We start from the raw sequence: 23,128 nt of genomic DNA, 5'->3' as shown, positions 1-23,128 counted from the left end.
TATGAGGAGAGATAAAATGGGGAAATATGTATTAGTAATTGATGAAGGCACTACCGGCACCCGGGCTTTGATTTTTGATTCGGATTTTAACATTGCCGCCCAGGCCTATCAGGAATTTACGCAGTATACACCGCAGGAAAACATGGTTGAGCATGACGCCATGGAAATCTATGCCAAGAGTGTGGGCGTCTGCCGCGAGGCCATCGAGATGGCAGGACTTAGCAGTGATGATATTGCCTGTATGGGCATTACCAATCAACGGAATACCTGTGTTATCTGGGATAAAAATACCGGCGAACCGCTGTACAATGCCATTGTATGGCAAGACAGCCGAACAGGACAGGCCGTAGACGCCATTAAGCAGACCGAATGGGCGGAAAAGATTTTACAGGAGACCGGCAAGGTGATCGCGCCGCACAACAATGCCCTGATCATCAAATGGTACATGGACAATGTTCCGGAAATCAAAGAAAAAATCGAAAATGGCGAGGCGCTGTATGGAACCATGGATACATGGATGATCTGGAAACTGACGGGTGGAAAGACCCATGCCGTTTCCTGCTCTAACGCCTCCAGCAGCGGCTGTATTGATTTGAGAACCGGCGAATGGCACAATGAGTTTCTGGATTATATCGGTGTCCCGAAGGATATTTTTCCAGTTATTCAGTCAGAATCCTCCGACTATGGGACCACCGATCTTTTTGGCAGCGCAATCCCGATCACCGGGGCGGTTGCAGATCAGCAGTCCGCATTGTTTGCCCAGGGCTGCCTTGAGCCCGGGACCATGAAATGTACCAATGGTACTGGCAGCTTTATGGATATTAACATCGGCCCAGAATTTAATATTGCCTCAGGCGGTGTGGATAATCTGATCGCCTGGAAGCTTGGCGATACCATTACCTATGCGGTTGAAGGCTTTGTGTCTGTTACCGGCTCAGCAGTCCAGTGGCTGCGTGATGGCCTGAAAATCATTCGTAAATCATCAGATATTGAGGCTTTGGCGGCTTCGGTTCCAGATACCAACGGCGTTTACTTTGTACCGGCTTTGGTGGGACTGACCACGCCGCACAACGATCCCTTTGCCCGAGGTATGCTCATCGGCATTACCCGCGGAACCACAGAAGCCCATATCGCCCGTGCAACCCTTGAATGTATCGCCTTTGGCATCAAGGATATTCTGGATGTGGTAGAACGGGAATGCAGTGTAAAAATTGAGGAAATCAAGATTGACGGCGGCGCTTCTGAAAACAATCTGCTGGTTCAGATGCTGGCAGATTACTGTGACGCAAGGGTCTCACGTCCGGATACACTGGAAGCCACCAGTCTTGGAGCAGCGCTGATGGCAGCATTGTACGTAAATATGATCGGCCTGGAGGATGTCAAAAATGTATTGAACACAGACCAGGTCTTTGAGCCCAAAATTGACCCTGTGCTTCGTGACACCCGCAGCCAGGAGTGGAAAGAAGCCGTAAAACGTTCGCTGAATTGGATTAGACACTAACACTTAACCCCTGTTAGTATTTTATAAAAAAGGTTTTTGCTGGTTAATCGCCAGCAGAAACCTTTTTTAAATTGTTATGCCCAGGACAGGATACGTCGTTTCGACGTATCGTCAGTCTGTCAAAGAAGTGGAGCAACCCGAGACTGCGCCTTTTATCCAGATAAGAAAAAAGATCCAGGCGCTGTGGTAAACGGTCAGGAATCAAACTGCTTTACCGGAACAGCCGGACATTGACGAGATCAGGTATCAACATTCATGAAAAAGATACAGATGAGTAGGCAGTGCCCGCAGGACGCTTTTTCCTTCCTTAGGTAAAAGGCTTCGTCTCTCAGGTTTTTTGACCCGCTCAGGATACGCCGTTTCGACGTATCCTGTCTACGATGTGGCGGTGTCTCGCTTTGTAAGACGGCGGATTGCCAGCCCTGTGAAAACAAGGGTATACGCAGCGCAGAGGATAAAGAACAAAATATGCTCAAGTGGGCTGAGGGCTGCCTGGTTCAGCGCGCCAAAGCCCTTGACCAGCAGGGAAGTAGGATAGAGCATCCACAGGCCAGTGACGCAAAGCCCCAACCCCAGCACACAAGTGCCCAAACAGATGCCGATGGGCAGAGCAAAGCTTTTAACGATCATGGATAAATAAAGCTGAACGGCCGCTACTGCGATGGAGGCTGCAAGGCCGCAGAGGCTGAAATTTACAATATCCAGTGGAAAGCCGCCTTTGACGCCGAGGAGCAGTCCGGCTGTCAGATAGAGTATTACCAGAAAAGCCTGGACAATCAGGCTGACTGTGGAGGTGACAATAAGCTTTGACAGGATAACAGCTCCCGGTCGAACTGGGCAGGTCATCATTGCGTTCCAGTTATGGTTGCTCTTTTCAAGATGTATAGTGTACGCACAGCAGATGGAAATAATGATTGGATAAAAGAAATAGCCGTAAAACAGAGCGACCTGTGTCCAGAGACTGTACCACCCGTTGGTAAGCTCGTGAGGATTGGCAGCAAAGTTGCCGCTGCCAAGCAGAACACTGATCAGGGGCAGAAGGATTACAGGCAAAGCGATTTTTGAGCCCTTAAGCTTCAGGCTTTCAGCTAAAACAGCATTTTTAAACATAACAGACTCCTTTCAAAACTCTTTTTTGCTAAGGCAGTAACGCCCCGCAAGATAGAGGATAATGCCCAGAAAAAGCGCGACGGCAAATGGCCAGACAGGCACTGCTGTCAGCTGGATTTCCCCAGAGGGATATGCCATGACAGCCGGGGATAAATCCAGATAGTAGCAGGATAAAACCAGATGCCTCAAAGCGGAGGGAAGCAGGCTCCCCATGATTCCCAGAAAGCCGAAAACAATGCCTGCGACCATCACGATGAGCTGGTTTTTAAAATACAGCGCGATCGCCTGGAAAAGGGCGAGCAAAGCCGCGTTAACCAGAGCTGTCCCCACAAGGGTGGTCAGAAAGGCTGTGACGGGAAAGGAAACTGAGAAAGCCTTGACGAAAAAGCCATAGACGATCAGGGTACCAAAGGTGATGAAGGAGGATATTAAGAGCAGCAGGTTGCTGGCAGTAAATTTGGCAAGGTAAAGGCGGCTTCTGGTTTCAGAGGTGGTTTCCAGCCATTTCAGAGTATTGCCCATATGTTCAATATCGCATATGCGGCTGCTGAGCACTGCGGCGGCAATGGGAAAGAAAATCACCTGCATGGAGGTAAAGGTCATGAGCAAGGATTCCCAGGGGAAATCAAGCATTCGTCCTCTCGATAAATATTGGTCTGTAGCGGCAATGACCCAGACAGCCTGGATCAGCAGAATGGCTGTCGTTGTCAGAAAGATCCTGCGGCGTTTCAGTTTGTAAAATTCCAGTTTTAAATAGGTCATTATAACGCGCCTCCTTTACCGGTAAGCTTCAGGAAAATATCCTCGAGGCTCAATGCGTGTGTTTCAATACGGTAGACATCAATACCTTTTTCCATGAGCAGGCGGTTGATCCGCGCGGTCATTTTATCGTCAATACCATGGACAAGAACAGCGTCATCATCTATTTGTGGCTTCATACGGTGCAGAAGCGATTTTGTACCGACCGGATTGCTGGTTTTAAAAGCCACACTGGGGCTGCTGTACGCGTGCAGAGATTTCAGGCTCCCCTGAAAGATAAGCTCTCCATGATTGATAATGCCGCAGGTGGTGGCCATCTGGTCGATTTCGCTGAGCAGATGGCTTGAAATCATTACAGAAATGCCGTACTTTGAGGGAAGGGATTTGATTAATTCGCGGATTTCCTCGATTCCCGCAGGGTCAAGGCCGTTGGTAGGCTCATCGAGGATCAGAAGCTTCGGGAAGCCCGCGATGGCCATGGCGATGCCAAGGCGCTGCTTCATGCCAAAGGAGAACTGGCTGACTTTTTTGTCCAGCTGGTTGTCAAGCCGCACGATGCGCAGGGCCTCAAGGGCATCCTTTTCGGAAATATTTGAAAGCTTCTGCAAAATATGCATGTTCTCGCGGGCGGTCAGATGTCCATAATAGGACGGGGACTCAATGAGCGAGCCGGTATGCTTTAAAATATCCAGGCGGTTCTCTGCTGTGAAGGGTTTGCCGAAAACCGTAATATCGCCAGAGGTGGGATGCGCCAGGCCCAGAAGCATCTTCATGGTAGTGGACTTTCCGGCGCCGTTTGGCCCCAGAAAGCCATAAACCTCACCCTCACGTACTTGGAGATTTAAGTGTTTAACACGATAGATTGAATCGTATTCCTTGCAAAGTTTTTTTGTCTCAATAATATTTTTCATTTTTTCTACTCCTTTTTCTAAGCTGTTTATAGCTTACCATCGTCATACCACAGCTGCTTTACAGCCACTCTACTTTTAGTCTACTTTTTTGTCTGTGGCGTCGGCAGGCCCTTAGAATGTGGTATAATCCCTTTAGAACAGGAGGTAAAATTATGGATTACATCAAAGATAAAGGCATTCTTCTGGTTGACGATGAACCAGAGCTTTTAAAGCTGGTGCTTAAGATACTCAAAAATGAAGGCTTTGTGAAGGTTTATACAGCGTCGAGCGTGGCCGAGGGAATGACCGTTTTCCTGGAAAAAGCTCCTGATATGGCCGTGCTTGATGTGATGCTGCCAGATGGTGAGGGTTTTGAGCTGCTCAAATTCATCCGTGCCTCTTCGGATATCCCGGTGCTTTTTCTATCAGCCAGAGGCAATGCCGAGGACCGGTTCACCGGCTTTGGACTGGGAGCGGATGATTATATTATTAAGCCCTTTCTGCCGCAGGAGCTTGTGTTTAGGATCAATGCTATTTTAAAACGTGCCTATAAAAATGAAGCGCCGACCTTTACTCTGGCTGATGCCACAGTAGATCTGGACCGCGCTGAGATTATCAGGGGAGAGGAGCTTCTGCCCCTTACGGCCAAAGAGTATGCCATTCTTCAAAAGCTCTATGAAAACGCAGGGAAAATCGTAACCATCGGCGCCCTCTGCGATTTTGTATGGGAGGGCGACAGCTATGGCTATGAAAAACCGCTCATGGCTCATATCGGGCGTATCCGGGAAAAAATCGAGGCTGACCCCAGCCATCCAAAGTCACTTATTACAGTCAAAGGGCTGGGCTATAAAATGTTAGTAAATAAATAGAGGAGCAAGATTATGTTTAAGCATATCCGCTTTTTTTTCAGACGCTATATGGTTTTGATCATGCTTTCCATCGTTGTGCTCTTTGTCCTCAATCTGTATTTGGGCTATGCGGTCGCAGTCCATCCGGTAACTGGAAATCTGAAGGAGTCGCCAGGCGCGATTATCGAAAAGGTATCCGATGGCCTGCTGAAAAGCGAAAGTGGTACACTTGAGCTTTCGGAGGAGGGAAAAACCTTGCTTGCAGAGAGTGGCGCCTGGGCCATACTCATTGACAATGTAACCAGTAACGTTATCTGGAGTGACCACGCGCCGCCGGAAATACCCAGCCATTTCAAACCAACAGATATCGCTGGTTTTTCGCGCTATTACCTGAAAGACTACCCGGCCTTTACCTGGGAAAATCCCAATGGCTTGTTGGTTTTGGGCTTTCCAAAGGACAGCTATATGCGTCTCGGGGACAAGTATTACAGCATACCAGTGCTTCAAAAGACCATTACCCAGGCTCTGCCTCTTATGCTGGCGCTCAATCTGTTGGTGATCATGGTGATTTATATCATCAGCGGAACCCTGATGATGCGCCCTGTTAAAAATGTAGTAGCAGGATTAGAGGCACTATCCAGAGATCGTCCGGTTAACCTCAAAGAAAAAGGGGCATTCTCAGAGTTGTTTGCGAGCATTAATCAGACCTCGGTCATTTTGTCAGAAAAAAATGAAGCCCTTAAAAAAAAGGACAGCGCCCGCGCAAACTGGATTGCCGGAGTATCCCATGATATCCGAACGCCGTTGTCCATTATCCTTGGCTACGCCGAAGGGCTTAAGACAAGCGATGATACCGAAACCCGGCAGGCAGGGGAAACCATCAGCCATCAAACCCTGCGTATCCGTTCACTGGTCAATGATCTGAACCTGGCGTCAAAGCTGGAATATGAAATGCAGCCCCTGTGCCTTGAGCCCATAGATGTTATGGAATGCCTGCGCCAGGTTATCAGCGATACTTTAAACAATGGTCTTCCAGAGCAGTATACCATTGATTTTGATTACAGTGACGACTGCAGTGGATGTCTGGTAAAGGGGGATGCCAGGCTCTTTGAGAGGGCCCTTGTCAATCTGATACAAAACAGCATCCGGCATAACCCGGATGGCTGTGACATTCTGGTGAAGCTAGAAAAAAGAGCAGAGAATCTGGAGCTGGTAATATCGGATAACGGGATTGGGACCGGGCCCGAAAAGCTTGAGCAAATCCGAAACGCCACCCATTATATCCAAAACGAGCAGGAGAACGCTGTGCAGAATCACGGCCTTGGCCTTTTCATTGTAAAAAAGGTGGTGGGCGTTATGGCTGGCAAAATAACTTTTGAGAGTAAGAAAAACAAGTGCTTTTCTGTCAAAATTGTTCTGCCAGTGTTTCTCACTGCGCAGGGAAGCGATACAGAATTACCACGGGAGGAATAGCGCGTATTAAAAAACGAACGCTGACACAGTACAAAACTGCTCAGCGTTCGTCTCATTATTTTTCTTCTGTGATCCGTACATAAAAATGGCGGTTTCGAGGACCATCAAACTCACAGAAATAAATATCCTGCCAGGTTCCCAGCAGTAAACTGCCGCCCACCAGCATAATTGTCTCGCTTACACCAAGGGTGCTTGATTTTAAGTGGGCTGTGCTGTTACCCTCCGCGTGCTGGTATTCGGGAAGATCGGGATAGGTATGGCGCAGTCCGATAAGCATATCATGAACCACATCCGGGTCAGCGTTTTCATTGATGGTAATGGCGGCTGTGGTATGTGGCGCAAAGACTGTTACAGTGCCATCCTTAATACCACTTTTTTGAATGGCCTCCCAAACCTGAGGCGTAATATCGTGCATATTTTCACGGTCTGTTCTTAGCTTAAATTCATAGAGCATTGTCAGGAACCTTCTTTCATTTTAATTATCCGTTCATTCTTCTGGATTTATATTTTGCTGAAATAAAATAATTTTTTAATATTATACAATGTATTCTTGAAAATTATCTTTAAAAGGACGCATGCTTTTTCAGGAAAAAAGAATTGACATCTTGGATAAAGTGGATTAGGATATTATAAGATAAATATTGTCTGGAGAAGTATCGAAGTGGTCATAACGAGCCGCACTCGAAATGCGGTTGCCTTCCGGGGCACGTGGGTTCGAATCCCACCTTCTCCGCCATAAACTGCCTGAAATCAATGATTGAGGGCTTTTTTGTTTTCGCGTGACGGCAGCGGTCCCGGTGATATGAAGAGGTAAATAAGAATGTACAACATATTAGTCGTTGATGACAGAGAAGTTTTTCGAAGAAAGCTGAAGCGTATGCCCTATTGGGAGGAATGTGATGGAAAATTCAGGATCAGCGGCGAGGCTTCAAACGGCCTTGAGGCTCTTGAACTTCTCAGAAAACAGAAAATTGATCTGGTTCTCACAGACATCCGGATGCCGATGGTTGATGGGATTTCACTGCTTAAGCAGATCAAACAGGAGAAGCTTTGCAGCTGTGTTATTCTGCTGAGTGAATACGCTGAATTTTCATATGCAAGAGAAGGTATTTTAAATGGTGCCTTTGATTACATTGTAAAGCCAATTGATAACGCTAAGGTGGAGGATTCTTTTGAGCGGGCTTACACCTTTCTTTGCAGTATCAGCGAAACGGTGCCCTCCAGTGTACATTATATCGATGCCCTGGCAGAATATATCCTGAGCGGAAATCTGGATGACACCATGGTTTATGCGCGGTATCTTGATGATGAACTGGAAAAGGACACGCAGAGCAGAGAGGCGCGGGCTATCTGTATGAACGACCTGCTTAAAAAGCTCGAGGAGTCTCTTCTCAGCATAAAGCCTTATTTGAAAAAATATTTTATGATGAAGGATTTGTTTCATATCGACCTTCAGGAAGGAAGGTATGAAACAGAGGCGTTTACCTTTGCAGAATGGATTTCCCGGATATTTAAAGAGTTGAAGCCTTTTATCCCAAAAACCGGCAACCGAATGATTAGGGAGATGTGTGAGCTTGCACTTGAACAGCCAGAGGAAAAGCATAGCCTTGCTTGTTTGGCCAACACCTATTTTGTCAACCAGAAATATCTGGGAAGCTTATTTAAACAGGAAATGAAGGTCAGCTTTTCACAATATCTGACATTCTTAAAAATGCGGCGCGCAGAAATACTGCTGTCGGATAAATGCTTGAAAATATATGAAATAGCAGAGGGGCTTGGTTATGAGGATGTAGAGTACTTCAGTCGTATTTTTAAAAATACGACAGGCCATTCGCCAAGCAGCTATAGAGAGAATCTGCTCAGAAAATAGGCAGCTTTAATTACATTGTTATGGCGTGGGCACGCCTGACTTATTTCTGGAAAAAAGACAGATTTTGCATGGAATAATTTCCAGAGCACGTTTTCATCCTGTCTTTTTGAAATAATCTTTTGCCTAAATTGCATTCACTTTTGATAACCTTTCCAGTATCATTTAACCATAAGAAGTACATTGGTTATTAAGTTTTATTTTTCAGGAGGTAATTAAAATGTGTGATACTTTTGTAGCGTTGTCTGACGTTTCGGCATTGAATTCAGTTATTCTGGCAAAAAATAGTGATCGCCCGGCTTTTGACTGTCAGCCGATGGCTTATCATGAAGCAAAAACATTTGGTGATGGAGAAAAACTGCAGCTTGCGTACGTGGCAATTGATCAGGCTGGAGAACGGTATCGGACCTTTGGGTCGTCACCTTACTGGTGCTGGGGATATGAAGAGGGCATGAATGAGTTTGGTGTGACCATTGGCAATGAAGCGGTTTATACAAAAGATCTGACTGAAAATACAGAATCCGAGGAAGCAGGAAAGCCGGTCGACAAGGGAATTCTGGGTATGGAGCTTATCCGGTTAGGACTGGAACGGGGTAAAACCGCAGAAGAAGCCCTGGATGTTATGACAAAACTGGTTGAAGCGTACGGGCAGTGGGGCTCTGGCGTGCCGATGTCGGACACGGTTTCGGGCTCTTACAATAATTCTTATATTATCGCAGATAAAAAAGAGGCCTACATTCTTGAAACCGCTGGTAACCGTTGGGCTGTACGTAAAATTGAAAAAGGCTATGCTGCCATTTCAAATGAGGTCAGTATTCGCACAGATATGACAAGCGGCTGCAGTGATCTTATTGACCACGCGATTGAAAAGGGCTGGTGGCCAGAGGAAAAACGAGATGCTTTTGATTTTGCAAAGGCATATATCAATCAGAACAACCCACGCCAGCTTTCTCATATCCGCGTTCAGCGTGCCCGGCAATTACTTTCACAGGCAGCAGGCCGTGATGAAAAAATTGGTGTTACAGATATGAAACGTATTCTGCGCGACCACTATGAGGACACCTTTTTAGAAGGGCCATATTTCAATGCGTCGTCACCGGATTTTCTTACGATCTGTATGCACGATTCTCCGGCAGGATTCACCTGGGGGAATACTGCCTCCTCGATGGTAGCGGTTTTACCCGATGATGGCAAGAAGCTGCCTGTTATGTGGTGGGCGCCAGTGGTTCCATGCTGCAGCATTTATATCCCATTGTTTATTGACGCCAGAGGCTTGCCGGAATATTTACAGAAGGCAGGAACCTTTGGAAAAACCATGTGTGCACCGTCAGATGTCGACCGTGAAGACACCCATAAGGAAGGTTCATTCTGGTGGGATATGCGTTCACTGCTGGATGAAATCAACGGTGACGCAGATGGAGAAACCTACGAACAGCGCCATATGATTGTAAGAAGCTTATTTGATGAACTGGAAAGTAAATGGCTGACCGAGGTCGATGCTGTTGAGATGAGAGCGGCGGCATTGAAAAATGATGGAAAAGTGCAGGAAGCGGCAGATATGCTTTATGCTTATACCGAAAAATGTGTTGCGGAAGCGCAGGCAGCTATTGAGCGTGCTAAAAAGATGTTCCGCGTTTAAAAACAGATTCTAAGATCTGTGGAATAGCAGGATAAGCATAGCGATCCGGAAATATCCAAAATGAAAACAGAGGTTAAGAAAATGCCAAGTATCAGAGAAGACGCAGATTATATTATAAAAAAATCAATTGACGCCGTTTTGCCGGATGAAGCAGTCAAAAGGGCTCTTGAAAATAAAAATTTTGGAAATGGCCGGGTGCGGTTGGTAGCGGTAGGTAAGGCGGCTTGGCAAATGGCGCAGGCAGCAGATAAGGTGTTAGGAAAACGCATTGAGGCTGGCGTAATTGTGACAAAATACGGCTATAATAAAGGCCCTGTCGCCGATTATACCTGCATTGAGGCGGGACATCCTGTCCCGGATGAGAATTCTTTTAAAGGCACACAGGCAGCCCTTGAGCTGGTTAAGGGCTTAAGTCAGGAGGACACCGTACTGTTTTTACTCTCAGGAGGTGGATCGGCATTGTTCGAGGATCCAGTGATTCCAGGAAGAGAACTGGCTGATTTGACAGAACAGCTGCTGGCCAGTGGTGCGGACATCGTTGAGATGAACACGCTTCGCAAGCGTATGAGCAGGGTGAAAGGCGGGCGATTCGCCCTCGCCTGTAAGCCTGCCCAGGTATACTGTATTGTTCTGAGTGATATTGTGGGTGATCCGCTGGATATGATTGCCAGCGGACCAGCTTACCCGGATTCCTCAACAGCCGATGACGCTAAGCACGTAGCACGGAAGTATGGGCTGAAGCTTTCATCAGCTGCATGGGATGCTTTGGAACGGGAGACACCAAAGCAGCTTGACAATGTTGAGACAGTGATAACCGGAAGTGTGCGTGAACTCTGTACAGCGGCCAGAAATGCTGCAGAAGAGCTCGGCTATAAAACAGAGCTTTTAACAGATCATCTCGATTGCGTTGCGCGGGAAGCTGGAACACTGCTGGGGGATATTGCCCTGACACACCAGGAGACAACAAAAAGCTGTGCCTGGATCGTTGGTGGAGAGACTGTTGTCCGACTGACAGGTAAAGGAAAAGGAGGTCGCAACCAGGAGATTGCTCTGGCGGCAGCTGATAAGATTTCAGATTGTCTTGATACGGCTGTTTTCAGCGTCGGCTCTGACGGTACAGATGGGCCGACAGATGCCGCAGGTGGATTTGTGGATGAAAACACAAAATCAGCGTTATCCGAATTGGGAATTTCGATATTCGATACCCTTCAGGAGAACGATGCTTATAACGCCCTTAAGGCTTGTGGAAGCTTAGTGATGACCGGGGCGACAGGTACGAATGTCAATGATGTTGCAATGGTTTTGGTAAAACGTTAAGATAAGCTGTTGCCTGGAAGCATGAAGCGTGATACAGTATCATCAGGACTTAACAGCCTGAAAAAGCAGTGCCGGTGTTGAGCCGGCATTTTTTTGTTTGTATTTGGTCGGTTTGTTTGTGCAATTAACAAAGTATATGGAGATACAAGCCATGGAAGATAAAAAACAAATGGAAGAAAAAACGGCTGAGCAGCTCAATTCTTTTATCTATACCGTTGCCCACGAGTTGAAAACACCAGCCCGCGAAATCAGCCTATATGCTGAGTTTATTGAAGAAGATAACAGAGACCGGCTTGCGCCGCAGTCCATTGAGGACCTTCATGCCATTCGCAGAACCTGTGAGGGAATGACTGATATGGTGAAACGACTGATGGAGTACTCTAAAGCCGATCTTAAAAATATTGATCGGATACGCATTAATACACAACTGCTCATCCGCCAGTGTTTTGAGGAATTGATGCGGGCAGAGCCGGAACGGAAGGTTATCCTAAGTATGGAAGATTTGCCGGAGATTACAGGCGATCTGTTTCTGATCAAGCTGATGATCGTGAATATTCTTTCAAATAGTATTAAGTTTACAAGAAACAGAACAAAAGCGCAGATCAGGGTTTTTGCCACAGTACGTGATGGCGGTGTGGCGTTTCATTTTCGTGATAACGGCATTGGTTTTGATATGAACTATGCGGATCGCGTCTTTGAAGCATTTGAACGGCTTGAGAGCAATGAAACCTACGAGGGAAATGGTATCGGTCTGGCGACTGTTCGCAGGATTGCAGAGCGGTTTCATGGAAAGGCGTCGATTATAGGACAGCCTGAAAAGGGCTGTGAGGTGACCATTTGTTTTCCAGAAGAAATGACTTACCTGGATATAAAAATCGGACAGGACAGCCCTGTGGTTAAAATTGGCATTATCGGAGATTTGACAGGCATCGCCTCAAAGGAAGAACGGAGCAAGCAGGCGGCCTATCAGCTGGCAGTAAAGGAGATTAATGAGGCAGGCGGCATCGATGGAAAACAGATTCAATTATTGATTCGTGACGACCGTTCTCAGTCTGACCTGACAAACAGGGCGGCTCTCGAGCTCACTCAACAGAAGCATGTGGATGTACTGATGGGGTCAACACTGTCTCCCTCACGAGATATCATGCAGCGCTGTGCTCAGCAGACAAAGACGCTCTATCTCAATACCCAGCAGACCGAGGGTGGTGTTTCAGGGCACTATGTTTTCTGCTTATCGGCCATGCCGGAGCAGCAAATGGAAAAAATGCTGACTTACCTGTTTAAAAAGTATGGTTCAAAATGCTATATTGTGGCAGCAGATTATAATTATGGTATTTTATCTGCTGAGTGGGTGAAATACCTTGTGCCCAAACTGGGGGGAGAGGTTGTTGGTATCGAATATCTCGATGAAAAAATGATGGATTTTACATCAGTCATTGATCGTATTCTCCAGGTACAGACCGATGTTCTGTTTTCTATGTGCGTTTACCCCAACCAGGATCGTTTTTATCTCCAATGGCATGAGCGCGGACTGAATTATATTCCCAACGCAACCACACAGGTCGCCGCAGAGTACCCATTGAATGTTGAACTGAAAGCGCCAGTCCTTGAGAATATGTACGTGATGGCATCGTTCATTGAAGAATTAAAAACCCCAAAAGCGCAGCAGTATGTAAAGAAATTCCGCTCTGTCTACAACCATCAGAATGTACCATACATGAACATGGATACCGAAACCGCCTATACGGCCATGTACCTGTATAAACGGGCTGTGGAGATGGCCGGGACAACAGAAACCGAAGCGGTTATCTCAGCACTTGAGAGCGGAAATGTGTTTTTTGATGGCCCAGGCGGCCGTGTTACGGTCCGTGGGGAGGACCACCATACTATCCGCACTATGTCCTGCTTCCGCATTGATGAAGACCACCGTGCAGAGGAAATATTCCGAACAGGGCCTCAGCACTCCGATTATATCGAGTCGATGATCAAAAAGAACACTGGTGTGCAGGGAGGCATCAAATCACTGGGAATCAATGCAGAAAACCGCCAGTACAATATGCTTCTGGATAAGATCCGTTAGGCTGGCAGTGTGAGGTTATAGCGGTATTCTTCTCTTGACTTGAAGTGAATGCTCAGCGATATAATGACGAAAAGTTTTTCTTTTTCTTTTGAATTATGGAATTAAGTTCTATTATATAAAATGTCTCAATTAAAGCGGGACAGAGGCAGGCATTTGACAAAAACGAAAAATCATAGTATACTCTCTAGCTAGCTGGAATTTGTACTGCAAATTTAGTTTTAGGAGGAAATTTATGAAAATTGAAAAGATTATGACAGATGAAGCGAATATTGCAGTTGTTTCCAGTGAAGAGAGGATCATTGTAGATACGAACTCCGCACTTGATTTAATCATGACGGTACAATACGAAACCGGTGCGGACAGAATTGCGATTGATAAAGATGCTGTTTCAGAAGAATTTTTTATACTGAGTACAGGAATTGCCGGTGAGATCCTTCAGAAATTTATTAATTATCATATCAAAGCAGCGATATTTGGCGATTACTCAAAATATACGAGTAAGCCTTTGAAAGATTTTATTTATGAAAGTAACCATGGCAGAGATTTCTTTTTCGTGGCAACACGGGAAGAAGCCGTTGACCGGTTAAAGGAAAAATTATAGTATTAAGTGCAAATTCCAGATTTTTTAGAGAACTTAAACCTAAGGAGTGGCTAATGGCGTATATTATTTCAGGCGAGTGTATAGCCTGCGGCGGATGTGTGACAGAGTGTCCAGTCGAGGCAATATCAAAAGGGGATGACAGATATGTCATTAACACAGATGAATGTGTAGATTGCGGTGTGTGTGAGGAAACCTGTCCTACTGGCGCGATTATATCTGAGTTGGAAGCATCATCGCGTTAAATCGCGTAATAAAAAATGATTGAGCGTGTATTTTTAATATGCACGTTCTTTTTTGTTTAAAATAATAACGATAAACAGAATAGATATTTTCAACATGAGCTTGACTTGGAGTTCACTTCAAGTGTTAAAGTAATATAGAGGCCTGAAAGCACAGGTTGACGTTAGAAATTTTATAAGGAGTGTAAAAAATGAACGAAAATGATTATAAAAATCCAGGTATATTTCCAATTGGAGAAAAGAATGACGTCTTTGCGGAATACTTTGTTGGCCAAAGCTATCTGAGTATGCTGTCGACATCGGGTGTAGTGATTGGAAATGTTACCTTTGAGCCAGGCTGCAGAAATAACTGGCATATCCATCATGGGGGAGGCCAGATTCTTCTGGTCACCGGTGGTAAGGGATGGTACCAGGCATGGGGAGAACCCGCGCAGAAATTAAATCCAGGAGATGTTGTGAGCATTCCGCCAGAGGTTAAACATTGGCATGGAGCGGCAAAGGACAGCTGGTTTTCCCATTTAGCCATTGAGGTTCCGGCAGAGGACGCGGCAAACGAATGGCTTGAGCCAGTGGAGGACGAAGAATACGAAAAGCTTTGAGAAAAAAGAAACACAGCGCGAGATTAGAGACATCTCTTTCAGATATTCATAACTGGATAAAGAATATCCAATAGTATCCGCAAAAAACCGCTGGAATAGCAATCAGGCTATTGACAGTCAAAATAAACCGTGCTATACTACAAAGCAATTGAATAAGCAATCTTCAGGGCAGGGTGCAATTCCCTACCGGTGGTACAGCCCACGAGCCGTAAGGCATGATTCGGTGAAACTCCGAAGCCGACAGTACAGTCTGGATGAAAGAAGATAAACGATGGTTATGTTTTATTTGCTCTGGAATGATTTTATCATTTCAGAGCTTTTTAATTTTAAATATACCTTGAGTACAGGAAATTGACATCAAATGCCTTGAATGATTTTATTCAAGGCATTTTTCTTTTTAGGAGGTGTTATATTTGAACGACCAGGATTACATGCGGCTGGCTCTTGAGGAGGCTTGGAAGGGCTGTGGTTTTGTAAACCCCAATCCTATGGTGGGTGCAGTGATTGTAAAAAATGGCCGCGTCATTGGGAGAGGTGCCCATGAGCGCTATGGCGGCCCCCATGCAGAGCGCAACGCCATTGCTCACTGCACTGAGAATTTACAGGACGCCACCCTTTATGTGACCCTTACCCCATGCGGCCATTTTGGGAAAACGCCGCCTTGTACCGATGTTGTTTTAGAAAACGGCATCAGGCGTGTAGTGATCGGCTCTCATGACCCTAATCCTCTGGTGGCGGAAAAAAGTATAGAGATCCTTCGGCAGCATGGCGTTGAGGTAACGACCGGGATTTTACAGCAGGAATGTGACGCGCTGAATGACGCTTTTTTCCATTTTATCAGAACACATAGGCCCTACGTTGTCATGAAATACGCAATGACCATGGATGGGAAGGCCGCAACTGCTTCTGGAAAATCGAAATGGATCACTGGTGAGTTGGCAAGGGAGAGAGTACATCTGGACCGCAAGCGTTACACGGCGATTATGACAGGCATTGGAACAGTTTTAGCAGATGACCCGCTGCTCACCTGCCGTATACCAGGAGGTCGGAACCCCATTCGTATCGTCTGTGATACAAGACTGCGCATCCCATTGACAGCGAAGATAGTAAAAACGGCTGAGAAAACAAAAACCATTATTGTGACAGGAAGTGGTGATGATAAAAAAAGATTGCTTCTTAATCAGGCAGGGTGTGAGGTGCTCACGGTGACAATAGAAAACGGCAGAATTGACTTAAAAGCTCTGGTGAGACGGCTCGGTGAAATGAATATTGACAGTATTTTGTTAGAAGGTGGGCCACAGTTGAACAGCGCAGCCTTAAAAAGTGGGATCGTCAATAAAATACAGGCCTACGTTGCCCCAAAACTATTTGGAGGACAGCAGGCAAAAACGCCAGTTGGAGGAACAGGGGTCGATTCACCGGAGGCAGCGTGGCGTTTATCCGCACCAGTAATGACAAAGCTTGGAGAGGATATTCTTTTAGAAAGTGAGGTGGTTTCATGTTCACAGGAATTATAGAGGAAATGGGCACAGTCCAGTCTATCCGCCGGGGTGCAGCCTCAAGCTTACTGACGCTTGGGGCCAGGACTGTTTTGGAGGATGCTCAGGATGGTGACAGTATTGCGGTAAACGGTGTCTGCCTGACGATAACAGACTTTTCAGATTCATACTTTACAGTAGACGTCATGCATGAGACGCTGAAACGTTCCTCGCTCAGCAGCCTGTGTCCCGGAGATGCTGTTAATCTGGAACGCGCCATGCCCGCGTTGGGACGGTTTGGTGGTCATATTGTAGCGGGACATATCGACGGAACCGGTAAGATAACAGCCGTTAAAGAGGATGATAACGCCATTTGGTATACCATTCAGGCCAGTAGTGATCTTTTACGCTATATCGTTGAAAAAGGCTCCATTGCAGTGGATGGTATCAGCCTGACCGTTGCGGGCATAACCGGGAAGCAGTTCAGTGTCTCGGTCATCCCACACACCGTAAAAAATACCACATTATCTCAAAAAGGCGCTGGAGATTGCGTGAATCTTGAGAATGACTGTATCGGAAAATATGTTGAAAAGCTGCTGGGCACAGCGCCCCAACAGAGCGGCATTACAAAAGATTTTATAATGAAATTCGGCTATTAGGAGGCAGAAAATGATTGAATTTAATACGGTTGAAGAGGCGTTGGAGGATCTGCGTCAGGGCAAAATTATCTTAGTGACAGACGATGAGGACAGAGAAAATGAAGGCGATTTTGTATGTGCCGCAGAATTTGCGACAACAGAGAATGTCAATTTTATGGCAGTGTACGGTAAAGGGCTGATCTGTATGCCAATGGGTATTGAGCTGTGCAAAAAACTTCAGTTTCCACAGATGGTTTCTGATAATTCTGACAACCATGAGACAGCCTTTACGGTATCCGTTGACCATATTGATACGACCACAGGTATCTCAGCTGAAGAGCGGGGATTTACTGCACGCCGATGTGTGTGTGATGAAGCAAGGCCCGAGGATTTTCGAAGGCCAGGGCATATGTTTCCACTCATGGCAAAGAAAAATGGTGTACTGGAACGCAATGGACATACTGAGGCCACTGTTGATTTAATGCGCCTGGCAGGACTGAAGGAATGCGGACTCTGCTGTGAAATCATGAAGGATGATGGCTCTATGATGCGTACAAAAGAGCTGGCTGAGCTGGCCGGGAAGTGGAATATGAAGTTCATAACCATTAAAGCTCTGCAGGCTTATCGAAAAAGACATGACAGGCTGGTAGAGTGCGTCACCTCCACAGACATGCCCACAAAATATGGTGATTTCAGAGCTTTTGGATATGTGAACAGGATGAACGGTGAGCATCATATTGCGCTGGTTAAGGGCGATATCGGGGATGGCAGAGAGCTTCTCTGCCGTGTACACTCTGAATGTCTGACAGGGGATGCCTTTGGATCAATACGCTGTGACTGTGGGCAGCAATTTGCGGCAGCCATGACACAGATCGAAAAAGAAGGACGCGGTATTCTGCTCTATATGAGACAGGAGGGAAGAGGCATTGGTCTGATCAACAAGTTAAAGGCCTACGAGCTGCAGGACCGGGGAATGGACACCCTTGAAGCCAATCTGGCCCTGGGGTTTGCCGGTGATATGCGGGAGTATTTTATCGGGGCACAGATACTGCGTGACCTTGGCGCAAAAACCTTACGGCTTTTGACCAACAACCCGGATAAAATCTATCAGCTTTCGGATTTTGGTATGGATATTATTGAACGCGTACCAATCCAGATCGCCGCCACAGATTATGATTTGCGGTATCTAAAGACCAAGCAGACCAAAATGGGACATTTATTAAATTACTAAAATATTAAAGGAGAAAAACAATGAATGTATTTGAAGGAAAATTAGTATCAAAAGAAATCAAGGTGGGCATTGTGGCATCACGTTTTAATGAATTTATAACATCGAAGCTTCTTTCAGGCGCGTTGGATGGGTTAAGGCGGCACGAAGTTAAGGATGAGGACATTGATGTTGCCTGGGTGCCGGGTGCATTTGAAATCCCGCTCATTGCGTCTAAAATGGCAGGCTGCGGTAAGTACGATGCGGTAATCTGTGTGGGCTCCGTTATCAGAGGCAGTACATCCCATTATGACTATGTCTGTAATGAAGTATCCAAGGGCATTGCCCATGTATCCCTAAACAGTGAAATTCCTGTAATGTTTGGCGTACTCACCACTGAAAATATTGAACAGGCCATTGAACGAGCCGGTACAAAGGCAGGGAATAAAGGCTTTGACTGTGCCACCGGCGCCATCGAGATGGTTAATCTGATTCATGAAATTGAAAACTGAAGCCCCGCTGCTCATCTTTGATTATGACGGTACCCTGCATGACAGTATTGAGATCTATGCACCAGCATTCCGAAGAAGCTATAAGACACTGGAAAGACGGGGATGCGTACCGGAAAAACAGTTTACAGATATGGAGCTCAGCCGATGGCTGGGCTTCTCAGCTCAGGAAATGTGGCAGCTCTTTATGCCAGAGATGCCGCAAGAGTTCAGGAAAGAATGCAGTCAGATGATCGGTGAGGAAATGGTTCGTCTTACAGAAGAGGACAAAGCTCTTTTGTACCCTGGAGCCCTAAATATGCTGGAGCAGCTAAAAGCAGACTATCGACTCATTCTGTTGAGCAACTGTAAACGGCGATACATGGAAGCGCACCGCCGCTGCTTTGATCTGGATAAATATTTCGATGACTTCCACTGTGCGGAGGAATATCATTTTATCCCTAAATGGAAAATCCTCTGGACGATCCGAAATAACGCCGAAAAAGGCAAAGCTGTTGTAATCGGGGACCGGCTGCAGGATATGGAGGCGGCGCAGAAAAATGGACTGCCAGCCATTGGCTGTGCCTACGGGTATGGAAACAGAGATGAGCTTATTGGCGCCGCCAGAATTGTGAATGATTGTACGGCTCTTTATACAGCCATAAAAGAGACAGTGAGTCTCTGTACTTAACCTGAAAATTAAGATATTCAAATTGATGTGCATTTTCAATCGGGAATCTGTTATAATAAAAATCTAAGAAAGAAGGAATGTTATTTATGAGAAATGCACAAGAGTATAAAGGTTATTATTTGGATATTTTTTACACCGATGGATTAGTTAATGGAATTATCCAGCAGACTGAGGAAGAACTTCAGGGACTTACCTTTGAAGAGGTCATAAGAGAGTTTAAAAAGAAAGTAAACATGATCAGCTGATTCAGGGTTAAAAATTCACAAAAAGATATCCGTTACATAAAAAATTTATTACATCACATTGTTTTTTATGTTAGTATGGTTCTGTAAAACAATTGAATAAGAGTTGAAACTTTTTGGTATTTAATTGGAAACGACACATCTGTAAAATTGACAGATGACAACGAACAACACAGCTGTCGTTTTCAAACTTTTTTCGTTTTGTCAGAAAAGGAGAAATTTAAATGCCAAAAACAAAATTACAGAACATTATTTTTACACTTTTAATGGCCCTGGTTATGGTCTATGCCCTGATCTGCTACAATATTTCGCTGGACAAAGGCGGTCTGAGCAATGAGGTATTCCTGCTCGCTTTTCACGAGCTGATAATCATGTGGCCCATCGCAGTAGTTCTTGAGTTGTTTGTGGTTGAAAAACTGGCGCAGAAACTGGCATTTCAGGTTATTGCCACTGAATCCGCTGAACCGTTTTTTATCATTCTTGCCATATCAGCAGTGACGGTTTGTCTAATGTGCCCGATGATGAGCCTGATTGCGACTATTTTGTTCAAAAATCTCGGAAGTGAGATTATTGCCGCATGGTTTCAGACAACCGTCATGAACTTTCCAATGGCTCTGTTCTGGCAAATTTTTTTTGCAGGACCTATTGTGCGTTTCGTTTTCGGAAGGTTGTTCAGAAAGCAGCTGGCTGAAGAAATTGAATAAGTAATTATCTGAGTATCGGCAGGCCGAGAAGCCTTCACGGTGCTCTTTTTTATGGGCAGTGATTAATAGGAAAGAGCGCGGTCAGCAAACACAATTCCCTGTAAATGGTCGATTTCATGACAAAGGCATTTTGCCATTTCACCGCTGACATCCAAATGGATTACGACGCCGTTTTCATCCTGCGCGCGCACCTTGACAGCCCTGGGCCGCAGTGTCCTTATGTGACGCCCTGGGAAGCTCAGGCAGGATTCCATGCATTCCTGTGATCCCTCTGTGCCCAGAATTTCAGGGTTTACAAGCTTCAGGTGGTAGCCTGCGTAATTAATGACGATAAGCTGGAGAAGAATACCAGCCTGATTAGCGGCTAAGGCGGCAGCGCCAGGGGTGAGCTGCAGGGTGTCCATCATGGCATTCAGCAGACCTCGGATTGAGTCATCGACTACCTGAACCTTTTGGCATTTTTTCTTTAAAACAGGATCATCGTTATAGTGAAGCGGAAGTTTTGGCATGATGGTCTCCTTTGGCAGTTATTCTGAAAATATTGTATACCGAGGGATCAATGCTGTCAATGTTTCCCCTTTGCGTGATAAAAATGAAAAGTATGCTATAATAAGGTTAAAAATGAAAGCCTTGGGGAGGAAAGAATTTTGTACTATCGAAAAGCGACGATTGAGGATATTGACCTCTTATGTGAAATCCGAAAGACACAGTTAATTCATGAGGGACTGGATCCTGCAGTCAATATTGATGATGAACTTCAGGCCTTTTTCAAAAAGAGCTTTGAGGACAATACAATGATCGAGATACTGGCAGTGGAGGATGAAAAAATTGTCGCTACAGGTGCAGTCATTTTTTATGATTACCCTCCGAGCTATTCAAATAAGACTGGAATGTCTGCCTACATTACGAACATGTTTACAGACCCCGCATACAGAGGACAAGGCATTGCCACAAAAATATTAGATATGATGGTAAGGGAAGTAAAAAGCAGCGGTGTTACCATAATACGTCTTCGAGCATCAAAATTTGGAATGCCCGTCTACAAAAAATATGGTTTTGTCGAGGAATCGGACTGGCTGTGTATCAAGTAAATAAAATCATACTTGATTTTGGCAGAAAAAATATGATAGAATAAAGCTACCGAGTGGCAAATGCGTAAATCCAGGATTGGATTTACGCATTTTTTGTTGCAACGGATTAAGAGTTTATGGCAGCTTTTCTTAAAAGTCTCCAAAATATGAGCAGAGCTCAAAACAGGAGGTTGCTTTGAAAGCAGAGATTACAGAAAATAAAATGGGTGTGGCGCCAATTGGCAGGCTGATGTTAACAATGGGTGTTCCCATGATTTTATCCATGGTATTGCAGGCCTTTTATAATATTGTTGACAGCTATTTTGTGAGCTGTATGAGTGATACAGCCGGCATTACAGGAATGGGGGAATATGGTGTCAACGCGCTGACTCTGGCATTTCCAATACAAATGCTGATGGTCGGTATTGGTGTGGGAACGGGTGTAGGGATCAATGCCCTGTTATCCCGTTATCTTGGGGAAGGAAACAGGGAGAGAGCGAGTAAAATTGCAGGGAATGCCGTGTTTTTGGGTTTTTGTACCTACGCGGTATTCTTATCGGTAGGGTTATTTGGCATTGAGGCCTATATGAAATCCCAAACAAGCGATCCGGTTATTCTGGAAATGGGGGTTGGCTATCTTAAAATCTGTACGATTTTATCCTTTGGTTCGATTTTGTTTATGATTTATGAAAAGTTGCTGCAGGCCGTCGGCAGAACGGGACTTTCAACAATTGCGCAGATCGTTGGCGCGGTAACCAATATTATTCTTGATCCGATTTTTATTTTTGGCTATTTTGGCGTACCGGCCATGGGAATCGACGGGGCTGCCTACGCAACGGTTATTGGTCAGATGGTTTCACTGGTCCTGGGGTGTATCTTTCAGTATGGTTTTAATAAGGATGTGGATCCTGGCCTTAAATATCTGAAGCCGGAGGGAAAGATCATCTTGGAAATCTATAAAATTGGTATTCCTGCGATATTGATGCAGGCTTTGATGTCCTTTATGACCTATGGAGTCAATATTATTTTTGGCCGTGTATCAAGTTCAGTTGTAACGGCTTATGGGGTATATTATAAAATACAGCAATTTGTATTCTTTGCTGCCTTTGGTCTGAATAATGCACTTATTCCTATCATTGCTTTTAACTATGGTATGCAGGACAGGCAGAGAATAAAGGAGGGCATAAAATACGGAATGCTTTATACTATCGTTATTATGCTCATTGGGGCAGTCTGTCTCCAGATTTTTGCCTATCCACTAATCGGAGTTTTTGCGCTGTCTGCAGAGACTCAGGGCCTGTGCATCCGTGCTATCCGCATTATTACGTTCGGGTATCTTTTTGTGGGTGCGAACGTTGCTTTTCAAGGGATTTTTCAGGCGTTTGGCAATGGTGTGCGCTCGCTGATCATCTCGTTGATCCGTTTAATGGTGGTTGTCCTTCCCTTGGCCTACTATCTTACGACGTTTCCAAATGCACAGGATGTAATCTGGTGGGCATTCCCAATAGCTGAGGGGATCGCACTTTTGGTGGCATTGGTTTTTATGAAAGGCGTTGCGAAAGAAAAAATAAATGTGATACCAAAAAAATATTGACAGGAGAAGAATCATGAAAAAAATTACTACGATCAGCCGTGCCTGAGCAGGCGTGAGGAATGTCCCAGAATTACCACCTATCTTTAGACAGCG

General features: G+C 45.4%; 24 protein-coding genes, 1 tRNA gene and 1 riboswitch. Of the genes, 20 read left to right on the top strand and 5 right to left on the bottom strand.

Annotation, left to right across the window (positions count from 1 at the left end; genetic code table 11):
* The first annotated feature begins 16 nt into the window (after positions 1-16).
* On the top strand, positions 17-1,501 hold the full coding sequence (locus B2M23_RS18280) for an FGGY family carbohydrate kinase (protein ID WP_038351560.1): 1,485 nt from the start codon (positions 17-19) through the stop codon (positions 1,499-1,501).
* Between the two features lie 375 nt (positions 1,502-1,876).
* On the opposite strand, the gene B2M23_RS18275 is transcribed toward B2M23_RS18280, so the two are convergent.
* The 3 genes from B2M23_RS18275 to B2M23_RS18265 are packed head-to-tail and all read right to left on the bottom strand — an operon-like array spanning position 1,877 to position 4,281.
* The gene (locus B2M23_RS18275; protein ID WP_038351561.1) at positions 1,877-2,611 is read right to left on the bottom strand and encodes an ABC transporter permease; all 735 of its coding nucleotides are present in this window, start codon (positions 2,609-2,611) and stop codon (positions 1,877-1,879) included.
* Between the two features lie 12 nt (positions 2,612-2,623).
* Positions 2,624-3,373 (bottom strand): ABC transporter permease, encoded by a 750-nt coding sequence (locus B2M23_RS18270; RefSeq protein WP_038351562.1) that lies wholly within the window; start codon positions 3,371-3,373, stop codon positions 2,624-2,626.
* Positions 3,373-4,281 (bottom strand): ABC transporter ATP-binding protein, encoded by a 909-nt coding sequence (locus B2M23_RS18265; protein WP_038351563.1) that lies wholly within the window; start codon positions 4,279-4,281, stop codon positions 3,373-3,375. The genes B2M23_RS18270 and B2M23_RS18265 overlap by 1 nt, the downstream gene beginning before the upstream one ends.
* A gap of 152 nt (positions 4,282-4,433) precedes the next feature.
* Between B2M23_RS18265 and B2M23_RS18260 the strand changes: the two genes are divergently transcribed.
* Positions 4,434-5,129 (top strand): response regulator transcription factor, encoded by a 696-nt coding sequence (locus B2M23_RS18260; RefSeq protein WP_038351564.1) that lies wholly within the window; start codon positions 4,434-4,436, stop codon positions 5,127-5,129.
* Positions 5,130-5,141: 12 nt separating this feature from the next.
* Positions 5,142-6,581: a sensor histidine kinase gene (locus B2M23_RS18255; RefSeq protein WP_052237144.1), complete on the top strand. Its 1,440-nt coding sequence runs from the start codon at positions 5,142-5,144 to the stop codon at positions 6,579-6,581.
* A gap of 55 nt (positions 6,582-6,636) precedes the next feature.
* On the opposite strand, the gene B2M23_RS18250 is transcribed toward B2M23_RS18255, so the two are convergent.
* Positions 6,637-7,035, bottom strand: coding sequence for a secondary thiamine-phosphate synthase enzyme YjbQ (locus tag B2M23_RS18250; protein ID WP_038351565.1), 399 nt, complete (start codon positions 7,033-7,035; stop codon positions 6,637-6,639).
* A gap of 193 nt (positions 7,036-7,228) precedes the next feature.
* Here B2M23_RS18250 and B2M23_RS18245 point away from each other — a divergent pair.
* The 15 genes from B2M23_RS18245 to B2M23_RS18180 all read left to right on the top strand — a co-directional run bounded on the left by B2M23_RS18245 (position 7,229) and on the right by B2M23_RS18180 (position 20,371).
* A tRNA-Ser gene (locus B2M23_RS18245) sits at positions 7,229-7,317 on the top strand.
* A gap of 84 nt (positions 7,318-7,401) precedes the next feature.
* Positions 7,402-8,451, top strand: a complete 1,050-nt coding sequence (locus tag B2M23_RS18240) for a response regulator transcription factor (RefSeq protein ID WP_038351566.1) — start codon at positions 7,402-7,404, stop codon at positions 8,449-8,451.
* A 217-nt stretch (positions 8,452-8,668) separates the two neighbouring features.
* Positions 8,669-10,087 (top strand): C69 family dipeptidase, encoded by a 1,419-nt coding sequence (locus B2M23_RS18235; RefSeq protein WP_038351567.1) that lies wholly within the window; start codon positions 8,669-8,671, stop codon positions 10,085-10,087.
* An 81-nt stretch (positions 10,088-10,168) separates the two neighbouring features.
* A complete protein-coding gene (locus B2M23_RS18230; RefSeq protein WP_038351790.1) occupies positions 10,169-11,404 on the top strand; it encodes a glycerate kinase type-2 family protein in 1,236 nt (411 codons plus the stop codon).
* 151 nt (positions 11,405-11,555) lie between these two features.
* Entirely contained in the window at positions 11,556-13,484 is a 1,929-nt protein-coding gene (locus B2M23_RS18225) for an ABC transporter substrate-binding protein (protein ID WP_038351568.1), read from the top strand.
* Between the two features lie 232 nt (positions 13,485-13,716).
* Positions 13,717-14,085 carry a DUF4180 domain-containing protein gene (locus B2M23_RS18220; RefSeq protein ID WP_038351569.1) on the top strand — a complete coding sequence of 123 codons (369 nt, stop codon included), beginning with the start codon at positions 13,717-13,719 and terminating at the stop codon, positions 14,083-14,085.
* Positions 14,086-14,138: 53 nt separating this feature from the next.
* The gene (locus B2M23_RS18215; protein WP_081571293.1) at positions 14,139-14,327 is read left to right on the top strand and encodes a 4Fe-4S ferredoxin; all 189 of its coding nucleotides are present in this window, start codon (positions 14,139-14,141) and stop codon (positions 14,325-14,327) included.
* Positions 14,328-14,515: 188 nt separating this feature from the next.
* Entirely contained in the window at positions 14,516-14,923 is a 408-nt protein-coding gene (locus B2M23_RS18210; RefSeq protein ID WP_038351570.1) for a cupin domain-containing protein, read from the top strand.
* A 155-nt stretch (positions 14,924-15,078) separates the two neighbouring features.
* Positions 15,079-15,193: riboswitch (FMN riboswitch) on the top strand.
* Positions 15,194-15,336: 143 nt separating this feature from the next.
* Positions 15,337-16,440: a bifunctional diaminohydroxyphosphoribosylaminopyrimidine deaminase/5-amino-6-(5-phosphoribosylamino)uracil reductase RibD gene (ribD, locus tag B2M23_RS18205; protein WP_038351571.1), complete on the top strand. Its 1,104-nt coding sequence runs from the start codon at positions 15,337-15,339 to the stop codon at positions 16,438-16,440.
* Positions 16,422-17,060: a riboflavin synthase gene (locus B2M23_RS18200; RefSeq protein ID WP_038351572.1), complete on the top strand. Its 639-nt coding sequence runs from the start codon at positions 16,422-16,424 to the stop codon at positions 17,058-17,060. The genes ribD and B2M23_RS18200 overlap by 19 nt, the downstream gene beginning before the upstream one ends.
* A gap of 10 nt (positions 17,061-17,070) precedes the next feature.
* The gene (locus B2M23_RS18195; RefSeq protein ID WP_038351573.1) at positions 17,071-18,270 is read left to right on the top strand and encodes a bifunctional 3,4-dihydroxy-2-butanone-4-phosphate synthase/GTP cyclohydrolase II; all 1,200 of its coding nucleotides are present in this window, start codon (positions 17,071-17,073) and stop codon (positions 18,268-18,270) included.
* A gap of 20 nt (positions 18,271-18,290) precedes the next feature.
* Complete coding sequence (ribH, locus tag B2M23_RS18190; RefSeq protein WP_038351574.1) at positions 18,291-18,758, top strand: 6,7-dimethyl-8-ribityllumazine synthase; 468 nt, start codon at positions 18,291-18,293, stop codon at positions 18,756-18,758.
* On the top strand, positions 18,742-19,425 hold the full coding sequence (locus B2M23_RS18185) for an HAD family hydrolase (RefSeq protein WP_038351575.1): 684 nt from the start codon (positions 18,742-18,744) through the stop codon (positions 19,423-19,425). The genes ribH and B2M23_RS18185 overlap by 17 nt, the downstream gene beginning before the upstream one ends.
* Positions 19,426-19,511: 86 nt before the next feature.
* Complete coding sequence (locus B2M23_RS21350; protein ID WP_167617945.1) at positions 19,512-19,670, top strand: hypothetical protein; 159 nt, start codon at positions 19,512-19,514, stop codon at positions 19,668-19,670.
* Between the two features lie 221 nt (positions 19,671-19,891).
* Positions 19,892-20,371: a DUF2798 domain-containing protein gene (locus B2M23_RS18180; protein ID WP_038351576.1), complete on the top strand. Its 480-nt coding sequence runs from the start codon at positions 19,892-19,894 to the stop codon at positions 20,369-20,371.
* A 62-nt stretch (positions 20,372-20,433) separates the two neighbouring features.
* On the opposite strand, the gene def is transcribed toward B2M23_RS18180, so the two are convergent.
* On the bottom strand, positions 20,434-20,880 hold the full coding sequence (def, locus tag B2M23_RS18175) for a peptide deformylase (protein WP_038351577.1): 447 nt from the start codon (positions 20,878-20,880) through the stop codon (positions 20,434-20,436).
* Between the two features lie 138 nt (positions 20,881-21,018).
* On the opposite strand from def, the gene B2M23_RS18170 reads away from it, so the two are divergent.
* On the top strand, positions 21,019-21,462 hold the full coding sequence (locus tag B2M23_RS18170; protein WP_052237145.1) for a GNAT family N-acetyltransferase: 444 nt from the start codon (positions 21,019-21,021) through the stop codon (positions 21,460-21,462).
* A 175-nt stretch (positions 21,463-21,637) separates the two neighbouring features.
* Complete coding sequence (locus tag B2M23_RS18165; protein ID WP_341455931.1) at positions 21,638-23,035, top strand: MATE family efflux transporter; 1,398 nt, start codon at positions 21,638-21,640, stop codon at positions 23,033-23,035.
* The last annotated feature ends 93 nt before the right edge of the window (positions 23,036-23,128 follow it).

The sequence above is a fragment of the Eubacterium limosum genome (assembly GCF_000807675.2).
Lineage (GTDB): Bacteria > Bacillota > Clostridia > Eubacteriales > Eubacteriaceae > Eubacterium > Eubacterium limosum.
The sequence above is the reverse complement of the archived record's forward strand: the minus strand, read 5'-3'. Positions and strand labels throughout refer to the sequence as shown.

Excerpts from the sequence above, each read along its gene's own strand:
- B2M23_RS18255 (WP_052237144.1), top strand. The coding sequence starts at position 5,142 with ATGTTTAAGCATATCCGCTTTTTTTTCAGACGCTATATGGTTTTGATC.
- B2M23_RS18280 (WP_038351560.1), top strand. The coding sequence starts at position 17 with ATGGGGAAATATGTATTAGTAATTGATGAAGGCACTACCGGCACCCGG.
- B2M23_RS18200 (WP_038351572.1), top strand. The coding sequence starts at position 16,422 with ATGTTCACAGGAATTATAGAGGAAATGGGCACAGTCCAGTCTATCCGC.
- B2M23_RS18275 (WP_038351561.1), bottom strand. The coding sequence starts at position 2,611 with ATGTTTAAAAATGCTGTTTTAGCTGAAAGCCTGAAGCTTAAGGGCTCA.
- def (WP_038351577.1), bottom strand. The coding sequence starts at position 20,880 with ATGCCAAAACTTCCGCTTCACTATAACGATGATCCTGTTTTAAAGAAA.
- B2M23_RS18210 (WP_038351570.1), top strand. The coding sequence starts at position 14,516 with ATGAACGAAAATGATTATAAAAATCCAGGTATATTTCCAATTGGAGAA.
- B2M23_RS18260 (WP_038351564.1), top strand. The coding sequence starts at position 4,434 with ATGGATTACATCAAAGATAAAGGCATTCTTCTGGTTGACGATGAACCA.
- B2M23_RS18230 (WP_038351790.1), top strand. The coding sequence starts at position 10,169 with ATGCCAAGTATCAGAGAAGACGCAGATTATATTATAAAAAAATCAATT.
- B2M23_RS18250 (WP_038351565.1), bottom strand. The coding sequence starts at position 7,035 with ATGCTCTATGAATTTAAGCTAAGAACAGACCGTGAAAATATGCACGAT.
- B2M23_RS18235 (WP_038351567.1), top strand. The coding sequence starts at position 8,669 with ATGTGTGATACTTTTGTAGCGTTGTCTGACGTTTCGGCATTGAATTCA.
- ribH (WP_038351574.1), top strand. The coding sequence starts at position 18,291 with ATGAATGTATTTGAAGGAAAATTAGTATCAAAAGAAATCAAGGTGGGC.
- B2M23_RS18265 (WP_038351563.1), bottom strand. The coding sequence starts at position 4,281 with ATGAAAAATATTATTGAGACAAAAAAACTTTGCAAGGAATACGATTCA.
- B2M23_RS21350 (WP_167617945.1), top strand. The coding sequence starts at position 19,512 with ATGAGAAATGCACAAGAGTATAAAGGTTATTATTTGGATATTTTTTAC.
- B2M23_RS18180 (WP_038351576.1), top strand. The coding sequence starts at position 19,892 with ATGCCAAAAACAAAATTACAGAACATTATTTTTACACTTTTAATGGCC.
- B2M23_RS18240 (WP_038351566.1), top strand. The coding sequence starts at position 7,402 with ATGTACAACATATTAGTCGTTGATGACAGAGAAGTTTTTCGAAGAAAG.
- B2M23_RS18225 (WP_038351568.1), top strand. The coding sequence starts at position 11,556 with ATGGAAGATAAAAAACAAATGGAAGAAAAAACGGCTGAGCAGCTCAAT.
- B2M23_RS18270 (WP_038351562.1), bottom strand. The coding sequence starts at position 3,373 with ATGACCTATTTAAAACTGGAATTTTACAAACTGAAACGCCGCAGGATC.
- B2M23_RS18185 (WP_038351575.1), top strand. The coding sequence starts at position 18,742 with ATGAAATTGAAAACTGAAGCCCCGCTGCTCATCTTTGATTATGACGGT.
- B2M23_RS18195 (WP_038351573.1), top strand. The coding sequence starts at position 17,071 with ATGATTGAATTTAATACGGTTGAAGAGGCGTTGGAGGATCTGCGTCAG.
- B2M23_RS18215 (WP_081571293.1), top strand. The coding sequence starts at position 14,139 with ATGGCGTATATTATTTCAGGCGAGTGTATAGCCTGCGGCGGATGTGTG.
- B2M23_RS18220 (WP_038351569.1), top strand. The coding sequence starts at position 13,717 with ATGAAAATTGAAAAGATTATGACAGATGAAGCGAATATTGCAGTTGTT.